This window comes from Bacillus sp. ISL-35, assembly GCF_018613355.1.
GTDB lineage: Bacteria > Bacillota > Bacilli > Bacillales > Cytobacillaceae > Mesobacillus.
In genome coordinates this window covers 296,531-311,986 of record NZ_JAGGQK010000007.1, presented here as the reverse complement: position 1 = coordinate 311,986, position 15,456 = coordinate 296,531, and the positions used below count along the sequence as shown (strand labels likewise).

Here is a 15,456-nt window from a genome sequence, read left to right as displayed (position 1 = left end):
AATTGGCGAACCTTTCAGTAGTCCTTTAGGGTTTGGTCAGTAACAAAGGCTTTCAGCCGCAGAGAAAACCACCCGTTCTCACGGGTGGTTTTTATTATCTCAAAACAGGAAAACATGCTTTCAGTGGAGAATTATCGTGAGAATTGATTTATAGGAGTGTAAGAAATGAAGACTAAATTAATTTTAGTAGAAGGCCTTCCAGGGTCGGGCAAGTCGACTACCGCGAAATTGATCCACGAACTCCTCATCGAGAATCAGGTACCTGCTGAGCTTTTCATGGAAGGGAACCTCGATCATCCGGCAGATTATGAGGGAGTTGCTTATTTTACAGAAGAAGAATTTGAAGAACTTCTTAAAAAGAGCGACAGTCTCAGCAAAGTTTTTCAGGATGAGGTAACCGTCAAGAGGAGCCGTCATCTGCTGCCATATATGAAAATCAAAAATGAACTAGGTGACGGTTTTCCAGATGAACTGTTCGCGGCTATTTCCGAAAACGATGTATATGAACTTCCGTTGGAAGAAAATATCGCAATCATTTCGGAAAGCTGGGAAGAGTTTGGAAAACAAGCTGCTGAGGAAGAAAAAGTCTATATTTTTGAATGCTGTTTTATCCAAAACCCTGTGACCATGGGCATGGTTAAGTATGGAGCTGCTGATGAAGCAACCATTGATTATGTCAAAAAACTCGCACAGGCAGTTGAGGCTCTAAATCCATTGTTAGTCTACGTAAAGCAGGAAGACATAGAGAAATCCTTCCGAAAGGCAGTAAGCGAACGTTCTAATGACTGGTTCAATGGGTTTGTCCATTACTATACATCTCAAGGATACGGGCTCGTAAATAGTTTAAGTGGGCTGGAAGGCACCATTAATGTCCTTAAAGCAAGACAGGAACTCGAGTCTAGGATTCTTAAAAACCTGACCATGCCTGCGTACATCCTGAACAATTCCCAGTTTGATTTTGAGAAGCATCGGGGTAACTTGGAAGAAATACTAGAAGGATAAACAAATTATAAGCAGGAGCCTGATTCAATTATTGGATCAGGCTTTTTTTAGCAGGACGAAATAAGGTAGGGAATCATAGTTTGATTTCTATGAGATTCTTTGGATGAGGAAGTAGAGTCAGAATCAAGGGGAATCATGTCGAAATAAAAATATTTTTCTTAGGTAAAAAGTACGAGGTAAATGGAGAATTAAATCGAATACAATTATCTGGAAAAAGTAGATTTCTCTAATTTTTCTATTATATGAGTGGGGGAAGATGAATGGCCAAAAAGGTAGTGTTTTTGCTGTTATCGCTGGTTTTTGTCATGTCAGCAGCTCTTGGGAATGTCAGTGCTGCGCCAAAGAAAGAGGAGATCAACTCAACAGTCAAGGGTTCGATTAAGGAGAACGGGAAATCTTTAAAAAACAGTCTGGTCATCCTGCAGGAAAAAGGGAAATCCGACCGTATGTTTACTGCAACTGATGCGTCCGGTGCATTCAAGGCAAAATTAGCTGATGGAACTTACACAGTTAAAGCGATCAAGAGCAAGAATGAGTGGTTTAGTACAAATGAAAGTTTTGCAATAAAAGAAGGAAAAATCAAAGGGAATAAAGATGGTGCAATTCATCTTTCAGATAAACAGAAAAAGAAAAAGCCATCGTCTGAAGCCAGCAATTTTAGCGGCGTACTCAAAGAAGGCGACAAAGGATTGAAGGCTGACTTAATCCTCGCCAGATACGGTGAATATGATGAAGAAATCTATGTGGTTTCTTCGAAGAACAACGGCAGCTTCTCTGCATACCTGCCTGATGGCATATACTATTTATATGGTGTGGAAGAAGCCAGCGGGTTCTATCGCTATACCAAGCAATATACCGTTGTAGACGGAGTGGTCCAACTCGACGGGGAAGCACAATCGAACCTGGAAATTACCCTTCCAGTCAAGGCTCATCATGGTAAAGTCGGTGATTCAGCGAAACCGTTAGCCGAAGCATCTATTATTTTGGAAAAACGAGTTTTGGGTGAAGAATACGACAGTGAATTCATAGAGTTTGTTACTGCGAATAAAAAGGGTGAATTCTCTTTAAGAAAACTGGAAGATGGGATCTATTCGGTCGGTGTTGACCATGCAACCTATTCTGCCTGGAACCAGTTAACTTTTGAAGTGGTAGATGGAGATATTTACATTGAAGGAGAAGAAGTTTCTTCTTTTCATATAGTGGTTCCTGACCTGAATGTAAAAGGGACCGTGACTGATGGAAAGAAGCCGGTTGCTAATTCCTACGTCATTATTGAAGGGGATGAATTTGGCTTTGGAACTCCTGTTGACTCCAAAGGCAATTTCGCATACCGTCTGGCAGACGGGCATTACACTATTTTCACGATTGATGAACCATACCGATCCACCATGGTGAACGTTTCTTTTGAAATCAAGGATGGGAAGATGGTTCAGGATGGACAATTTGTATCCTCGCTGAACATCCAATTGCCGCCGGTCACTTTTTCAGGGAAGTTAGTCGAGGACGGTGTTTCTCTGCAGGGTGAGGTTGCCGTAGAAACTCTTTCTCAGGATGGCAATTATGAATCGTATTATGCCATGACAGACGAGAATGGAATTTATTCCATGCGCTTGAAGGATGGCAGCTACCGGGTAACATATGGTTACTTATTCGAGGAAGGAGAAGGAGTGCCATTTGCCACAGACTTTGAAATCAGTAACGGTAAGCTGTATGTAAATGGACAGCAACAATCCTTTCTTGAGCTGGAAATTCCTCCAGTCAGCCTCCATGGATTGGTGAAAGACGGAGAGAATCCGGTTGTCTATGGTGATTTAGTGGTAGCATCTGAGGACTATAGTGTACATGTCTGGAAAAATATCAATTCTGATGGAACATTCACGATGCGCTTACCTGATGGAAATTATCATATTAGAGAGGTTTATTTGGAAGGAACAAGCGCCCCTGTGAATCTTGCATTTTCAATTCAGGACGGAAAACTGTATGTCGGTGGAGAGCTGCAGGAAGTACTGGAGGTCAATCTTCCATCCGTCACTGTGACAGGAACTCTTTCCGAATCAGGAACTCCGCTAATGGGTGAATTATATGTCACGCAAATGAACGAAGCAGATATGCCTTTAGAGGCCTGGAGCATGACAAATGAAGAAGGAGTTTTCAAATTCCGTCTCCCAGACGGAGAGTATGCCGTGGGAAGCGTCTATCTATTTGATGGCACATCGTTTAGTCCAAGCTCCATTTTTACCGTAGAATCAGGAGAACTGTATATAAATGGAGAAAAGAAGGATCAGCTGGATATTCTGGTTCCTCCAATTTCTGTAACAGGTACACTCACTGATCAAGGAACACCTGTATTTGGAAGCATGACAGTTATAGAACTTAACAATGAGGAAAACCCTCTCTATGCCTGGACCTGGATTGACAGCGGAAACTTCCAGCTGCGCATGCCGGATGGGGAATACAGAGTGTTAGATATCGGCCTTGAAGATGGCACATCCTTTAATGCCGGCCTAGAATTTAGCGTAGTTTCCGGAAAACTATATATCAATGGAGAACCGGCCGAAAGCCTGGATATTGCCGTACCTGCAGTTAGTCTAAAAGGCACCTTGTACAATGGCCAGAATCCGGTAACAGAAGGTATTGTTACGATTAGTACAATGGATGGAGATTGGGTAACAGATAGCTATGTCTATGAAGGCTCCTTTAATGGACGACTTCCAGATGGCGAATACAAAGTTTTACAGGTAGCTGATTACCAAATTGGCTGGTTTAACTTTGACCAACCATTTACGATCCTTGAAGACAAAATCTATGTTGATGGTCAGGAAGTTGAGTCCCTGAGCCTGAACCTGCACGACGGCTGGCAAGAGCCGTAAAATTATTTCGATGAGCCTATTCCTCAGGGAGTAGGTTTTTTTATTGTTCAGCTGGTGTTTGGTTGACGTGACTAATCGTTGGGAGGGGAGCGTATTGGTTACTGAAAAAACCAAATTACGGAAAAATAGGTTACCAACAGAGTGTATTGGTGACCAAAAAAACCAGAAACAGGGAAAACAGGTCACCAATAGAGCAGATTGGAGCACGAAAAATCCATTATCTGGAGAATATAGGCACCAATGACGCGTATTGGTACCCTTGAAATCCAGAATCTGGAGAAACGAGTCACCAATGAGACGTATTGGAGCACGAAAAAACCAGTATCTGGAAAAAGCAGGCACCAATGACGCGTATTGGTCCACTTTAAATCCAGAATATGGAGAAACAGGTCACCAATGAAGCGTATTGGAGCACGGAAAATCCAGTTTCTGGAGAAAGTAGGCACCAATAAGGCGTATTGGTACACTTGGAATCCAGTATCTGGAGAAACGGGTAGCCAATGAGTCGTATTGGAACCCTGGAAATCCAGAAACAGGGAAAACAGGTCACCAATAAGAGTTCTGGAAACATAGTTTGCAGAAGCATAGGCTCTTAGGCATAACAAAAGAGGAATTTTAATATTTTTAGAGAAAGTAGATAAAAAATAGACGGTGGTGAGGGCGATGGAGGGTTTCAATTACAAAGACTATGACGGGCTTGGTCTAGCGGATCTGGTAAAAAGGAAAGAGGTTCAGCCTATTGAACTGGTTGAGGAAGCGATCCGGTTAACGGATTCACTGAATCCGAAAATGAATGCCGTGATTAATAAGATGTACGAGCAGGCACGAAAGGCTGCTGGGCAGCAACTGACAGGCGCTTTTGCAGGGGTACCGATGTTTCTGAAGGATATCTCGCAGGAGATAGCAGGGGAACCGATCACAGCAGGTTCCAGGGCATTTTTAAAATATCGGGCAAAAGAAGATTCCGAATATGCTAGACGCCTGCGCCAGGCTGGCGTGGTTTTTCTCGGACAGACCAATGTACCTGAATTCGCATTGGTCGCAGTGACGGAGCCTGCCCATTATGGACCGACTCGAAACCCGTGGAATCTCGAACACACTCCTGGCGGTTCAAGTGGAGGTTCTGCAGCAGCAGTTGCTTCAGGATTGGTTCCGATTGCCGGCGCCAATGATGGCGGAGGATCGATTCGGATCCCGGCAGCCTACTGTGGGTTATTCGGACTGAAGCCAACCCGCGGCCGGACACCGGTTGGACCGAATTACGGCCGGGCATGGCAGGGCGCTTCGGCGGAACATGTGCTTACCCGTTCAGTCAGGGACAGTGCGGCCATGCTGGATGCACTTCATGGACATGAAAAAGCCGGTGCATTCTCTGCTCCTCCTTTTGAGGGAAGCTATCTTTCAGCGGCAAGCACTCCAATCGGAAAAAAGCTCCGGATTGCTTATTCAGTAAAATCGCCAATCGAGACGGAGGTTGACGCTGATTGTCAGGAGGCTGTCCTCAAAACGGTTCGGCTGCTCGAATCGATGGGGCACCAGATTGAAGAGGTGGAAGCGCCTGTTGGTGGCCATAAAATCGCGACAAGCTATTTGACCATGTACTTCGGGGAGACGGCTGCGCTTTTAACATCATTAGAAGAAGTGCTTGGACGAAAAGCGACTGCCTCGGATGTCGAGCCAACGACCTGGCTGCTCGGCCTGCTTGGCAAAGCAACTTCTGCAGAGGAATTCGTTTTAAGTTTAAGAGAATGGGATAGGGCAGCACTCATGATGGAAACCTTCCATGAAACCTATGATTTTTACATCACACCGACAACTGCCCATCCGCCGGCAAAAATCGGAGAACTGGAACCGTCATCGTCTGAAAAATTTCTGATCAGCACTGTCGGCAAGCTTGGCCTCGGCGGTGTTTTGAAAAAGGCGGGAATCGTTGATCAAATTGCCCAAAAGAATTTGGCGCGCACACCATTCACGCAGCTCGCCAATCTTACAGGACAGCCATCCATGTCACTGCCATTGCACCAAACAAAAGATGGACTGCCAGTTGGAGTGCAGGTGATGGCAGCTAGGGGAAGAGAGGATTTGCTTTTCCAGCTGGCGGGAGAATTGGAGCAATCAGAAATGTGGCAGGATGTCAGGAAAAACCCATTATGGGATTGTTAATCAAACGTTTGAATAAATAGGCTCAAACCATTGGCAATACTGAAAAAGAGGCAGCCACTCGGCTGCCTCTTTTAGCATAAAACAATGATCCTGTATGGCGTGGTTTGTGCCGGGATGCTGAACGTGGAGGGACCGTAAACCACAATCAGGTTCCTATTTGCAGGACTCTTTGTAAACCTCTGACCATTTTCCAATAAAATCGGTATCCCGGGGGACAGATTCAGCTTCAACATGCCATCGCTGCTGATCAGCTGCCTGTTGAAAAAATCGACTTTCACATTCTGGCCAGGTGTTTCTTTTACCATGACAAGCGCCCGGTATTGAGGCGGGTAAATCATCGGAACCGGCGCATCGGCATCATAATAGCCTGTCACCCGGTCACCAATACCCACCATCGCCTGATCGACAAAGTAAGTCCTCGGTTCGATCACAAAATTCACTTGCCTTCCCGTTCCATCGATAACTGACATCAATCGATAACATCCTGCGTCTTCGCCTGATGGCGTAATCGAAAAATCATTGATCATACTTACTGTTCCGCTGAAAGGCTGGTACTTAACCAATCATCTCACCCCGCTCATCGTACTCATGCCTATAGTCTATTCGGCCAGCCCAAAACTGTGCTTGTTACTGTGCTGAATAAAAGGGTAAACAGCCAATAAAAAGGAATGGTAACATGCCTTTCAATTATGACCTCGATTTTGACAGCATTGATTTCCGTGAGCAGCCAGAACTATATCGTGTGGGCAGGGGGGAACAGGGCGTCCTGCTGGTAGAACCCTATAAAAGTGAAATCCTGCCGCACTGGCGATTCAAAACCCCGGACATCGCAACGGAATCATCAGAAAAAATCTATCAGATGTTCCTGGATTACAAGGCGAATAACGATTTTGTCGGCATGGATATGGCGAGGAAATTCCTGCAAATGGGCTACACCCGCGCCCGCCGGTACACGAATTATAAGGGCGGCAGGAAATATGATGACGACGGCAAGGTGAAAGAGCGGCAAAACGATCCAGTGAAGGCCGAGTCCGCCGCAATCTTCATGGGAAAATGGAAACAGGCCAGAACGGATCAAGAGTATCTTGAGATGAAAAAGGAGCACCAGCGAAAATATGGATGAAAAACCTAATAATCTAACCTGAGTAGATGACTTATTGGCGAAAATATAAATTTATTGGCGGAGTTCACAATTTTATTGGCGAAAATCTGATTTTGTTGGCGAAGTTCACAACTTTATTGGCGAAAATCAATTTTTATTGGCGAACTGGAAAAAACCACTCATTTTTCCCAGTTGAAAAGAACCCTGATCTCTATCACGGATCAGGGTTCAATCGTTTATTTTACCGGAGTGACAGCCTCGGTCAGGGCTGCATCCAATTGCAAAGCATAGGCTTCCGTTTGCTGCTCGGTCCAGTTAAACTGGTCATGCATGAAGTTAATCACATTTTCCTTGTATTGACGTACGGTTTGAATATCGAACAAAATCGCGCCTGTCCGCCTGTTGAAGAAGTCGATTGGCGTGGCTGCGGCTTCAAACTGGATTGCATAAATCAGCTTTGCGAATAGCTCCAGTGGCAAACCATATTTGTCTGCTTCCTCCTTATGTGCAGAAGCAAGCTGGAACACAACGGAAACGTTGGAACCATACTGGTAGGCTAGACGACGGGCTTCTTCTTTTGTAAAACCAGCTCGCAGGCCTTCATCAAGCTGTTTATCCACAAAAGAATCGAGGTTAGCAGAACCGCCCACATCTCCACCGGATATCGGCAGATTCTTCGTCTGGCATCCAGGGAAGCTGCGTCCGTCTTCTTTCGCGAATTTTTCAGCAAGCAGGTCGACAATTGTTTCGGCCATTTTACGGTAGCCGGTCAATTTTCCGCCTGCAATCGTAATCAGTTTAGAATCGGATTCCCAGATTTCATCCTTTCTGGAAATTTCAGAAGGTGCCTTGCCTTCCTCATGAATCAGCGGCCTAACGCCTGCCCAGCTGGATTCTACATCCTTTTCCGTCACATTCACTTCCGGGAACATGTAGTGAATTGCCTTCAGCAGATAGCTTCTGTCTTCTTCCGTCATGCCCGGGTCAATAGGATCTTCATTGTAAAAAGTATCGGTTGTGCCGACATAGGTTTTGCCGTCGCGAGGAATCGCGAAGACCATCCGGCCGTCCAGTGTGTCAAAATAGATCGCCTGCTTGAGCGGGAAGCGTGATTGATCGATGACGATATGGACACCTTTTGACAGCTTCAGCGTTTTGCCTTTTTTCGAATCATCCATTTCACGGATGCCATCCACCCATGGGCCGGTTGCATTGACGACTTTTTTGGCATGTACTTCGTATGCTTCTCCTGTTAAAAGATCCTCGACAAGAACACCCGACACAATCCCATTCTTATAAATAAGGTTTTTAACTTTGGAATAGTTCAAAGCCGTCGCACCTTTCGAAACAGCCTGCTTCATAACCTCAATCGTCAGGCGGGCATCATCGGTACGGTATTCAACATAATAGCCGCCACCCTTCAAACCTTCCTTTTTCACAAGTGGTTCCCTAGAAAGTGTTTCGGCTGCGCTGAACATTTTCCGGCGTTCGGACTTTTTGACGCCTGCCAAAAAGTCATAGACTCTAAGTCCGATTGACGTACTGAAGCTGCCGAATGTTCCGCCCTTATGGAAGGGGAGAAGCATCCACTCCGGTGTCGTGACGTGGGGGCCATTTTCATAGACAATAGCCCGTTCTTTTCCGACTTCGGCGACCATTTTCACTTCGAATTGCTTTAAATAACGGAGGCCGCCGTGCACCAGCTTTGTGGAGCGGCTTGATGTGCCTGCTGCAAAATCCTGCATTTCCAGCAGGGCGATATTCATGCCTCGTGTTGTGGCATCCAGCGCGATTCCGGCACCGGTAATTCCGCCGCCAATCACAATTACATCAAATGCCTCATTTTTAAGCTTCGTCACTATATTTTTACGGTCGAGATTTGAGAATCTCATACGATACGCCTCCTTGAATATGAAAAAAAGAGAGACCACAAACAACATTATCGCCAAAAGCCGTAATGTTATCGTGGTCTCTCCAGTTCTCCTACCCGATTTATTAACTTGTAATCATTGTATCACAGATACATGAGATTTTCATGTGTCGGATTCTTGAAATTGGGTAATTTCCCATAATTCCCTTTTGGATGTAGTGATTGCCGTGGCGCCGGCATTGAGTGCGTTTTTTACCTCTTCGGGAGTTCTGATCAATCCGCCGGCAAAAATGGGAATATTGACGCGTTCCTTGACCTCTTGGATCATCCAGGGCATGGCTCCCGGTAAAACTTCAATAAAGTCGGGCCTGGTTTTTTCAATAAGTTTATAGCTTTTCTCAAGAGCATGTGAATCAATCAGAAATACCCTTTGCACAGCGACCACGCCTTTTTGCTTTGCCTTTAAAATGACACTCGTCTTAGTGGAAATCAGGCCGTATGGTTTGTACTCCTGGCAAAGATATTCGGTCGAATAATCATCACTCTTCAGTCCCTGGATCATATCGACATGATAGATCATTTTTTTGTCATGCTGTTTCGCCATGGCATTGATATTTTTTAATTGGGCGACATGAACTTCAAGCATGACGCCAATTTCAAACGGGCTTTCAAGGAACTGCTCAAACTCTTTCATATTTGAAGACGCGGGCAAGATTTTTTGATTCAAAGGAATCCCTTCCTTAACAAAGATTATCAACTATCTTAACATGAGACATTCGGGAGTTTCCATGTGTCAGCAAAATTATACACAAAATAGCATACTCATATTTGTGCAAAAGCAATCGTACTAGTACGATAGTACCAAATACATTAAATAGAAGATAATGAGGAGAAAACATGCAGATTAGCACGCGAAAGAAGAGTACACAGGTTTTTGAGGAAGACGCCGTCCTGGCTGCGATTGAAAGGTCTTTGGCGATGATCCAGTTCGATCCAAATGGAAAAGTTCTTTGGGCGAATGAAAATTTTGCGAAGACGATGGGCTATCGAGTGGAAGAAATGCCGGGACTTTTGCATAAACAGTTTTGTACCGCCGATTTTGCAGAAAGCCGGGGATATGCAGAATTATGGAGAAACCTCCGCAACGGCAAAAGCTTTCAGGAAAAGATCCAGCGAATCACCAAGAGGGGGAAGCTGTTGTGGCTGGAAGCGACCTATACGCCGGTGTACGATTCTGCAGGGAAAGTAGCTGGCGTTGTGAAGGTGGCCACAGACATAACGCAGCGTGAACTGAATACAAACAGACTTGCAGAACAGCTCCAGCAGATGTCTGAAGACCTCAGCAGCCGGGCAGAAATGGGCATTACGAGAAGTGAAGAAGCAGCAACGGCCGCCAGCAGACTGGTGAAGGAATCGAAGGAAAGCCAGGAGATCCTCGAGTCGCTGAAATCCGAGGCAAAATCGATCGGAAGTATCGTCCAGACGATCCGCGAAATTGCCGCACAAACCAACCTGCTTGCCCTGAACGCAGCCATCGAAGCGGCAAGAGCTGGTGAACATGGAAGGGGCTTCAATGTCGTAGCGGGAGAAGTCAGGAAGCTCGCCACCCGAGTCCAGGATTCAATCCAGGAGGTCAATAACCATATCGAAGGGATAACAGGCGAAATCACAAAAATTAACGAAGCAACCCAGCAATCACGAAATGGCATTACCAATAACCAGAAGCTTAATGAACAGGCAGTGGCCGCATTCAAGGAAATCGGCAGTGCCGCCCGTGAATTGGACCAGCAGGCCAGAACATTTAAAGAAATATTGTAATGACAAGGGACACCGCTGCCAATTCGGTTGCGGTGTTTTTTGTTGGAGAAGGAGTAAACGGAGATACTGCCCCACAATTTTGAAAAATAATCAGTCCACTCGGCAACTTTTCCCCTATAATACTCGTCTCAATAGGAAAAGGGATGAGCATTATTTGTTGAAACGCTTAATTTGTGATATATTTTAAGAATTCAACCCCCTATTTTCTCCAACCAATTTCTTCACTATTCTTTTTATAATATGATTCCCATGGGAATTGATAAATACATTTGCACAAAGAAACAGGAGCTGAACTATGGAAAAGAAATTGAAAAAGGATCTCAAGATTTTCGCTTTGGGCGGTCTTGGTGAGATCGGAAAAAATACGTACGTAATCGAATACAAAAATGAAATGGTCCTTGTGGATTGCGGAATCAAGTTCCCGGATAACGAATTGTTCGGAATTGATTATGTGCTAGCGGATTATACTTATTTGAAACAAAACCAGGACAAGCTGGTTGGAATTTTCGTCACGCACGGCCATGAAGACCATATTGGCGGATTGCCGTTTTTGCTGCAGGATGTGAAAGCACCGATTTACGGCGGTGATTTTGCAGTCGAGCTAATCAAGTCAAAGCTTCAGGAACATAAAATCAAGGGCGTCAAGTTCCACCAGATCGACAATGATACGGTCGTCGAGTTCCAGAATATCAAGGTTCGCTTTTTCCGGACGACGCACAGTATTGCCGACTCATTCGGTGTCGTGGTGACGACTCCGGAGGGGAATATCGTCCACACTGGTGACTTCAAATTTGATTTAACTCCGGTTGGAAGGGGCACTGATTTTCAAAAAATCGCTGAAATCAGCGGTGAAGGCGTGCTGTGCCTGCTTTCAGACAGTACGAACAGTGAGCAGCCAGGCTTTTCTGTCTCTGAGCAGCGTGTCGGCGAAGCAATCGAGGATATTTTCCAGACAGTGGACGGCCGTGTGATTTTCGCCACGTTCGCATCGAATATTGACCGAGTACAGCAGGTTGTGAAATCTTCCCTGAGATACAACCGCAAAATGGCAATTGTCGGGCGCAGCATGGAGAAGACATTCGAGATTGGCCGCAGATTAGGGTATATTACGGCACCGGACGAAGCGTTCGTCAGTGTCAATGAAATCAACCAGGTTCCAAGTAACCAGCTGACGATTATCTGTACGGGAAGCCAGGGTGAACCAATGGCCGCACTTGCGAGAATCGCAAACGGCACACACAGGCAAATCTCCGTTATACCTGGAGACACGATTGTCTTTTCATCCTCACCGATTCCTGGCAACACAATCAGCGTTAACCGGGTGATTGACAAGCTGCACCGAATCGGCGCTGATGTCATCCACCATAAAATCAGCGAGGTCCATACTTCTGGCCATGGCAAGCAGGAAGAACAGAAGCTAATGATCAAGCTGCTGAATCCGAAGTTCTTCATTCCGATTCACGGTGAATACCGCATGCTGGACCAGCACGTCAGATTGGCAGAGCAGTGCGGCATCCCTCGGGAAAACAGCTTTATTTTAGATAATGGCGATGTTCTTGAGTTGTCTGCTGATGGCGGTCAGGTTGCAGGAAAGGTCCCGGCACAGCCTGTATATGTCGATGGCAGCGGGATAGGCGATATCGGGCACATCGTGTTAAAAGACAGAAGGGTGCTGTCTCAAGACGGACTGGTCATTGTTACGATGATGATCGACCGTGATAAAAAGCAGCTTGTCAACAAACCGACCGTTGTCACGAGAGGATTCGTCTACGTCAGGGAATCAGGCGATCTAATGAAAAATGTCGAAGAACTAATTACCGATAAAATTGTAACCGAACTGGCAGGCGGCACAAGAGACTGGTCCAGCATCAAAAAAGCAGTCATCGACGTCGTCAACCCATTCCTTTACAGCAAGACAGGCAGAAGACCAATGATCCTGCCAATAATCATGGAAGTATAATGCGAGAGAACGATCCTTTATGGGTCGTTTTTTTTGTGTTGCAGCAATGGAAGGTTCGGACAAAACACGGCGACGACTTTGAATAATTGTCTGAATCCATCCCAGGTTCGAACAAAATGCTACGAGGAACTCCAAGAAATGTCCGAAGTCACCCCAGGTTCAGACAAAACGGGTGGACCAACTCGAGAAAGTGTCCGAAGTCACCCCAAGTTCGGACAAAATGTGGCCTTGAACTCGAAGAAATGTCCGAAGTCCCCCCAGGTTTGGACAAAACGGGTACACCAACCCGAGAAAGTGTCCGAAGTTACCCCAAGTTCGGACAAAACGCGGTTGCGAACTCGAAGAATTGTCTGAAGTCACCCCAGGTTCGGACAAAATGTGGCCTTGAACTCGAAGAAATGTCCGAAGTCACCCCAGGTTCGGACAAAACGAGTACACCAACTCGAAAAAGTGTCCGAAGTCGCTCCAGGTTCGGACAAAACGCGGCCACGAACTCGAAGAATTGTCCGAAGTCGCCCCAGGTTCGGACAAAACGAGTACACCAACTCGAGAAAGTGTCCGAAGTCACCCCAGGTTCGGACAAAACGCGGGTACCAACTCACAATCATGTCCAAGCCCCACACCCAAAGCAAAACCCACAAAAAAACCCCACTGAAAAATCAGTGGGGTTACGTGTTTTATTCTTCTTCCTGCTTGCCATAAAAGCGAAGCAGATCGCCGTAAATAATCTGGTCAGAGTAGCTCAGTTCATCTTTGGCGGTCTCGATATAGGGTTCACAGCTTGCCGTGTCTGTAGGCTCTTCTGTTGCTTTATCGTAGCATGTGCCTTTCGTGTAGACGAGATCTTCAGTGATGAAGCTTCCGTCTCTCAGGACTACGAAATTGTCCTGGTTTTTGGAGAATAAGTCTCCGCCGAACTCGATATCCTGCTTCGTATCAATGCCGGCAAGGCTCAATAGCGTAGGGCGAAGGTCGATCTGGCCACTTACAGTTGAGATTGTCTTGCCTTCCTGACCCGGAATGTGGATGATCAACGGTACACGCTGCAATTGTGTTGACACAAAAGGCGTGATTTCTTTTCCGAGATATTGTGACATTGCCTTGTTATGGTTTTCAGAAATACCATAGTGGTCACCGTAAATCACGATGATTGAATCGTCGTAAAGTCCTTCAGCCTTCAATTTCTCGATGAATTGCTTCAGTGCTTCATCAGTATAGCGGACGGTCGGGAAGTAACGGTTCAAGGTACCGCTGTTTGAATCATACTCATCGATGAACTTATCTTCTTCATCCAATTCGAATGGGAAGTGGTTTGTCAGCGTGATGAACTTTGCGAAAAACGGTTTCGGCATTTCTTTCAAGTGTTCAACAGACTGGTCAAAGAAATCCATGTCCTTCATGCCCCAGCCTACTGAATTTTCTTCGTTCACTTCATAATCCGGCAATGAGTAGAAACGGTCATAACCGAAGTTGTTGTACATGACATCTCGGTTCCAGAAGCTCTTGTTGTTGGCGTGAAGCTTCGCTGTGTAATATGAATTCTCTTTCAGCTTTTCAGCGAGTGACATATATTCGTTCCCCGAGTGCGTGAAGAATACTGCACCACGGCCGAGCGGATATAACGAGTTTTCTAACAGGAACTCTGAATCGGATGTTTTACCCTGTGCTGTCTGATGGTAAAAGTTATCAAAGTAATAGCTGTCTTTGATGAAATCATTCAGGAATGGCGTGATTTCCTGGCCGTTCACCTTCTCGCCGATGACGAAGTTCTGTGTAGATTCCATTGAGATGACAATGATGTTCTTGCCCTTGGCCGCGCCAAACAATTCCTTAGAAGGTTCAGTGTATTGAGCCCTTGTGTAGTTTTCGATTTCGGTCAACTGGTTGCCATCTGCCAGAGCTCTTTGTGCTGTCGTCTTTGTTTGCAAATAGGCATCGTAAATATGGTGATTGTAAGTCCCGATATTTTTCACAAGGATTTCTCTGTCAAAAGTACGAGTCAATAATTCAGGACGCTCTGATTCGGAAAGGCCAAGGTTAAAAAATGCCAGGCCGATCGCACTGAAGTAAAAAGCAGCAGCATAAACGCTTTTGTACTTTTTGAACGTAATCTTCGGCGTTTTTACAAAGGACAGTGCCAGAATCAGCAGGGCATCCGCAAAATAAATGATGTCGCCCCAACCGATCAACTCTCCGACACTGCTCTTCAAATCACCCATATTGCTTGTCTGTGTAAGCAACGGGATCGTGATAAAATCGCTGAATTCACGATAATAAACGACATTGGCGTACAGAACGAAGGAAGTGATGAAGCTTGTCGCGACGACAAAGATCTTCTGCTTCGTGCCTGCCATGAAAATCCCGAGCCCCAGCACGAACATCAGGAAGCTTAATGGATTGATGAACAGGATGAATTCCTGCATTTTATTTTCAATATCTATATCAAAATTGAATTTATAAACAGCGTAGGTTTTAAGCCATAATAAGACAATGGCGATCATGACGAAACTAATGGAGATTTTGTTCTTATTTTTCCCCATGGAATCCCTCCTAGGAATCTATTGAAGCTTACATTTTACCACAAACGTAAATAGATTTGTAGCTGTACCAAAGTCGCATTATTCTCCGATAGCTATTGTACTGTGGAGTTGGAGCTATTGTTCATGGTAAA

At 45.4% G+C, this 15,456-nt stretch carries 10 protein-coding genes and 1 pseudogene; 7 read left to right on the top strand and 4 right to left on the bottom strand.

Annotation, left to right across the window (positions count from 1 at the left end; all coding sequences use genetic code 11):
- Window positions 1-165: 165 nt before the first annotated feature.
- The 3 genes from J7E38_RS12920 (at window position 166) to J7E38_RS12910 (ending at window position 6,035) form a co-directional block, all read left to right on the top strand.
- The gene (locus tag J7E38_RS12920) at window positions 166-1,002 is read left to right on the top strand and encodes a P-loop NTPase family protein (protein ID WP_215038518.1); all 837 of its coding nucleotides are present in this window, start codon (window positions 166-168) and stop codon (window positions 1,000-1,002) included.
- A gap of 260 nt (window positions 1,003-1,262) precedes the next feature.
- Window positions 1,263-3,872 (top strand): carboxypeptidase-like regulatory domain-containing protein, encoded by a 2,610-nt coding sequence (locus tag J7E38_RS12915; protein WP_214707955.1) that lies wholly within the window; start codon window positions 1,263-1,265, stop codon window positions 3,870-3,872.
- Between the two features lie 663 nt (window positions 3,873-4,535).
- Window positions 4,536-6,035: an amidase gene (locus J7E38_RS12910; protein WP_214707953.1), complete on the top strand. Its 1,500-nt coding sequence runs from the start codon at window positions 4,536-4,538 to the stop codon at window positions 6,033-6,035.
- Between the two features lie 71 nt (window positions 6,036-6,106).
- Here J7E38_RS12910 and J7E38_RS12905 read toward each other — a convergent pair whose 3' ends face one another.
- A complete protein-coding gene (locus tag J7E38_RS12905) occupies window positions 6,107-6,598 on the bottom strand; it encodes a hypothetical protein (protein WP_214707951.1) in 492 nt (163 codons plus the stop codon).
- A gap of 113 nt (window positions 6,599-6,711) precedes the next feature.
- Here J7E38_RS12905 and J7E38_RS12900 point away from each other — a divergent pair, with 113 nt between their 5' ends.
- Window positions 6,712-7,158, top strand: coding sequence for a DUF4385 domain-containing protein (locus J7E38_RS12900; RefSeq protein ID WP_214707949.1), 447 nt, complete (start codon window positions 6,712-6,714; stop codon window positions 7,156-7,158).
- Between the two features lie 215 nt (window positions 7,159-7,373).
- On the opposite strand, the gene J7E38_RS12895 is transcribed toward J7E38_RS12900, so the two are convergent.
- Window positions 7,374-9,029 carry a glycerol-3-phosphate dehydrogenase/oxidase gene (locus J7E38_RS12895; RefSeq protein ID WP_214707947.1) on the bottom strand — a complete coding sequence of 552 codons (1,656 nt, stop codon included), beginning with the start codon at window positions 9,027-9,029 and terminating at the stop codon, window positions 7,374-7,376.
- A gap of 141 nt (window positions 9,030-9,170) precedes the next feature.
- Window positions 9,171-9,734, bottom strand: a complete 564-nt coding sequence (locus tag J7E38_RS12890; protein ID WP_285291730.1) for a glycerol-3-phosphate responsive antiterminator — start codon at window positions 9,732-9,734, stop codon at window positions 9,171-9,173.
- A 170-nt stretch (window positions 9,735-9,904) separates the two neighbouring features.
- On the opposite strand from J7E38_RS12890, the pseudogene J7E38_RS24480 reads away from it, so the two are divergent.
- The 3 genes and pseudogenes from J7E38_RS24480 to rnjA form a co-directional block, all read left to right on the top strand.
- Window positions 9,905-10,297 (top strand): annotated as a pseudogene (locus tag J7E38_RS24480) (PAS domain-containing protein); the annotation flags it as partial.
- Between the two features lie 36 nt (window positions 10,298-10,333).
- Window positions 10,334-10,825: a methyl-accepting chemotaxis protein gene (locus tag J7E38_RS24475; protein ID WP_483297172.1), complete on the top strand. Its 492-nt coding sequence runs from the start codon at window positions 10,334-10,336 to the stop codon at window positions 10,823-10,825.
- A gap of 295 nt (window positions 10,826-11,120) precedes the next feature.
- Complete coding sequence (rnjA, locus tag J7E38_RS12880) at window positions 11,121-12,785, top strand: ribonuclease J1 (protein WP_214707942.1); 1,665 nt, start codon at window positions 11,121-11,123, stop codon at window positions 12,783-12,785.
- A gap of 677 nt (window positions 12,786-13,462) precedes the next feature.
- Here the strand turns inward: rnjA and J7E38_RS12875 are convergent.
- Complete coding sequence (locus J7E38_RS12875; RefSeq protein ID WP_214707940.1) at window positions 13,463-15,325, bottom strand: LTA synthase family protein; 1,863 nt, start codon at window positions 15,323-15,325, stop codon at window positions 13,463-13,465.
- Window positions 15,326-15,456: the final 131 nt, after the last annotated feature.

What these genes read in the sequence shown, in the direction of transcription:
- J7E38_RS12920 (WP_215038518.1), top strand. Translation starts at nt 166, where the DNA reads ATGAAGACTAAATTAATTTTAGTAGAAGGCCTTCCAGGGTCGGGCAAG.
- J7E38_RS12915 (WP_214707955.1), top strand. Translation starts at nt 1,263, where the DNA reads ATGGCCAAAAAGGTAGTGTTTTTGCTGTTATCGCTGGTTTTTGTCATG.
- J7E38_RS12910 (WP_214707953.1), top strand. Translation starts at nt 4,536, where the DNA reads ATGGAGGGTTTCAATTACAAAGACTATGACGGGCTTGGTCTAGCGGAT.
- J7E38_RS12900 (WP_214707949.1), top strand. Translation starts at nt 6,712, where the DNA reads ATGCCTTTCAATTATGACCTCGATTTTGACAGCATTGATTTCCGTGAG.
- J7E38_RS12895 (WP_214707947.1), bottom strand. Translation starts at nt 9,029, where the DNA reads ATGAGATTCTCAAATCTCGACCGTAAAAATATAGTGACGAAGCTTAAA.
- J7E38_RS24475 (WP_483297172.1), top strand. Translation starts at nt 10,334, where the DNA reads ATGTCTGAAGACCTCAGCAGCCGGGCAGAAATGGGCATTACGAGAAGT.
- rnjA (WP_214707942.1), top strand. Translation starts at nt 11,121, where the DNA reads ATGGAAAAGAAATTGAAAAAGGATCTCAAGATTTTCGCTTTGGGCGGT.
- J7E38_RS12875 (WP_214707940.1), bottom strand. Translation starts at nt 15,325, where the DNA reads ATGGGGAAAAATAAGAACAAAATCTCCATTAGTTTCGTCATGATCGCC.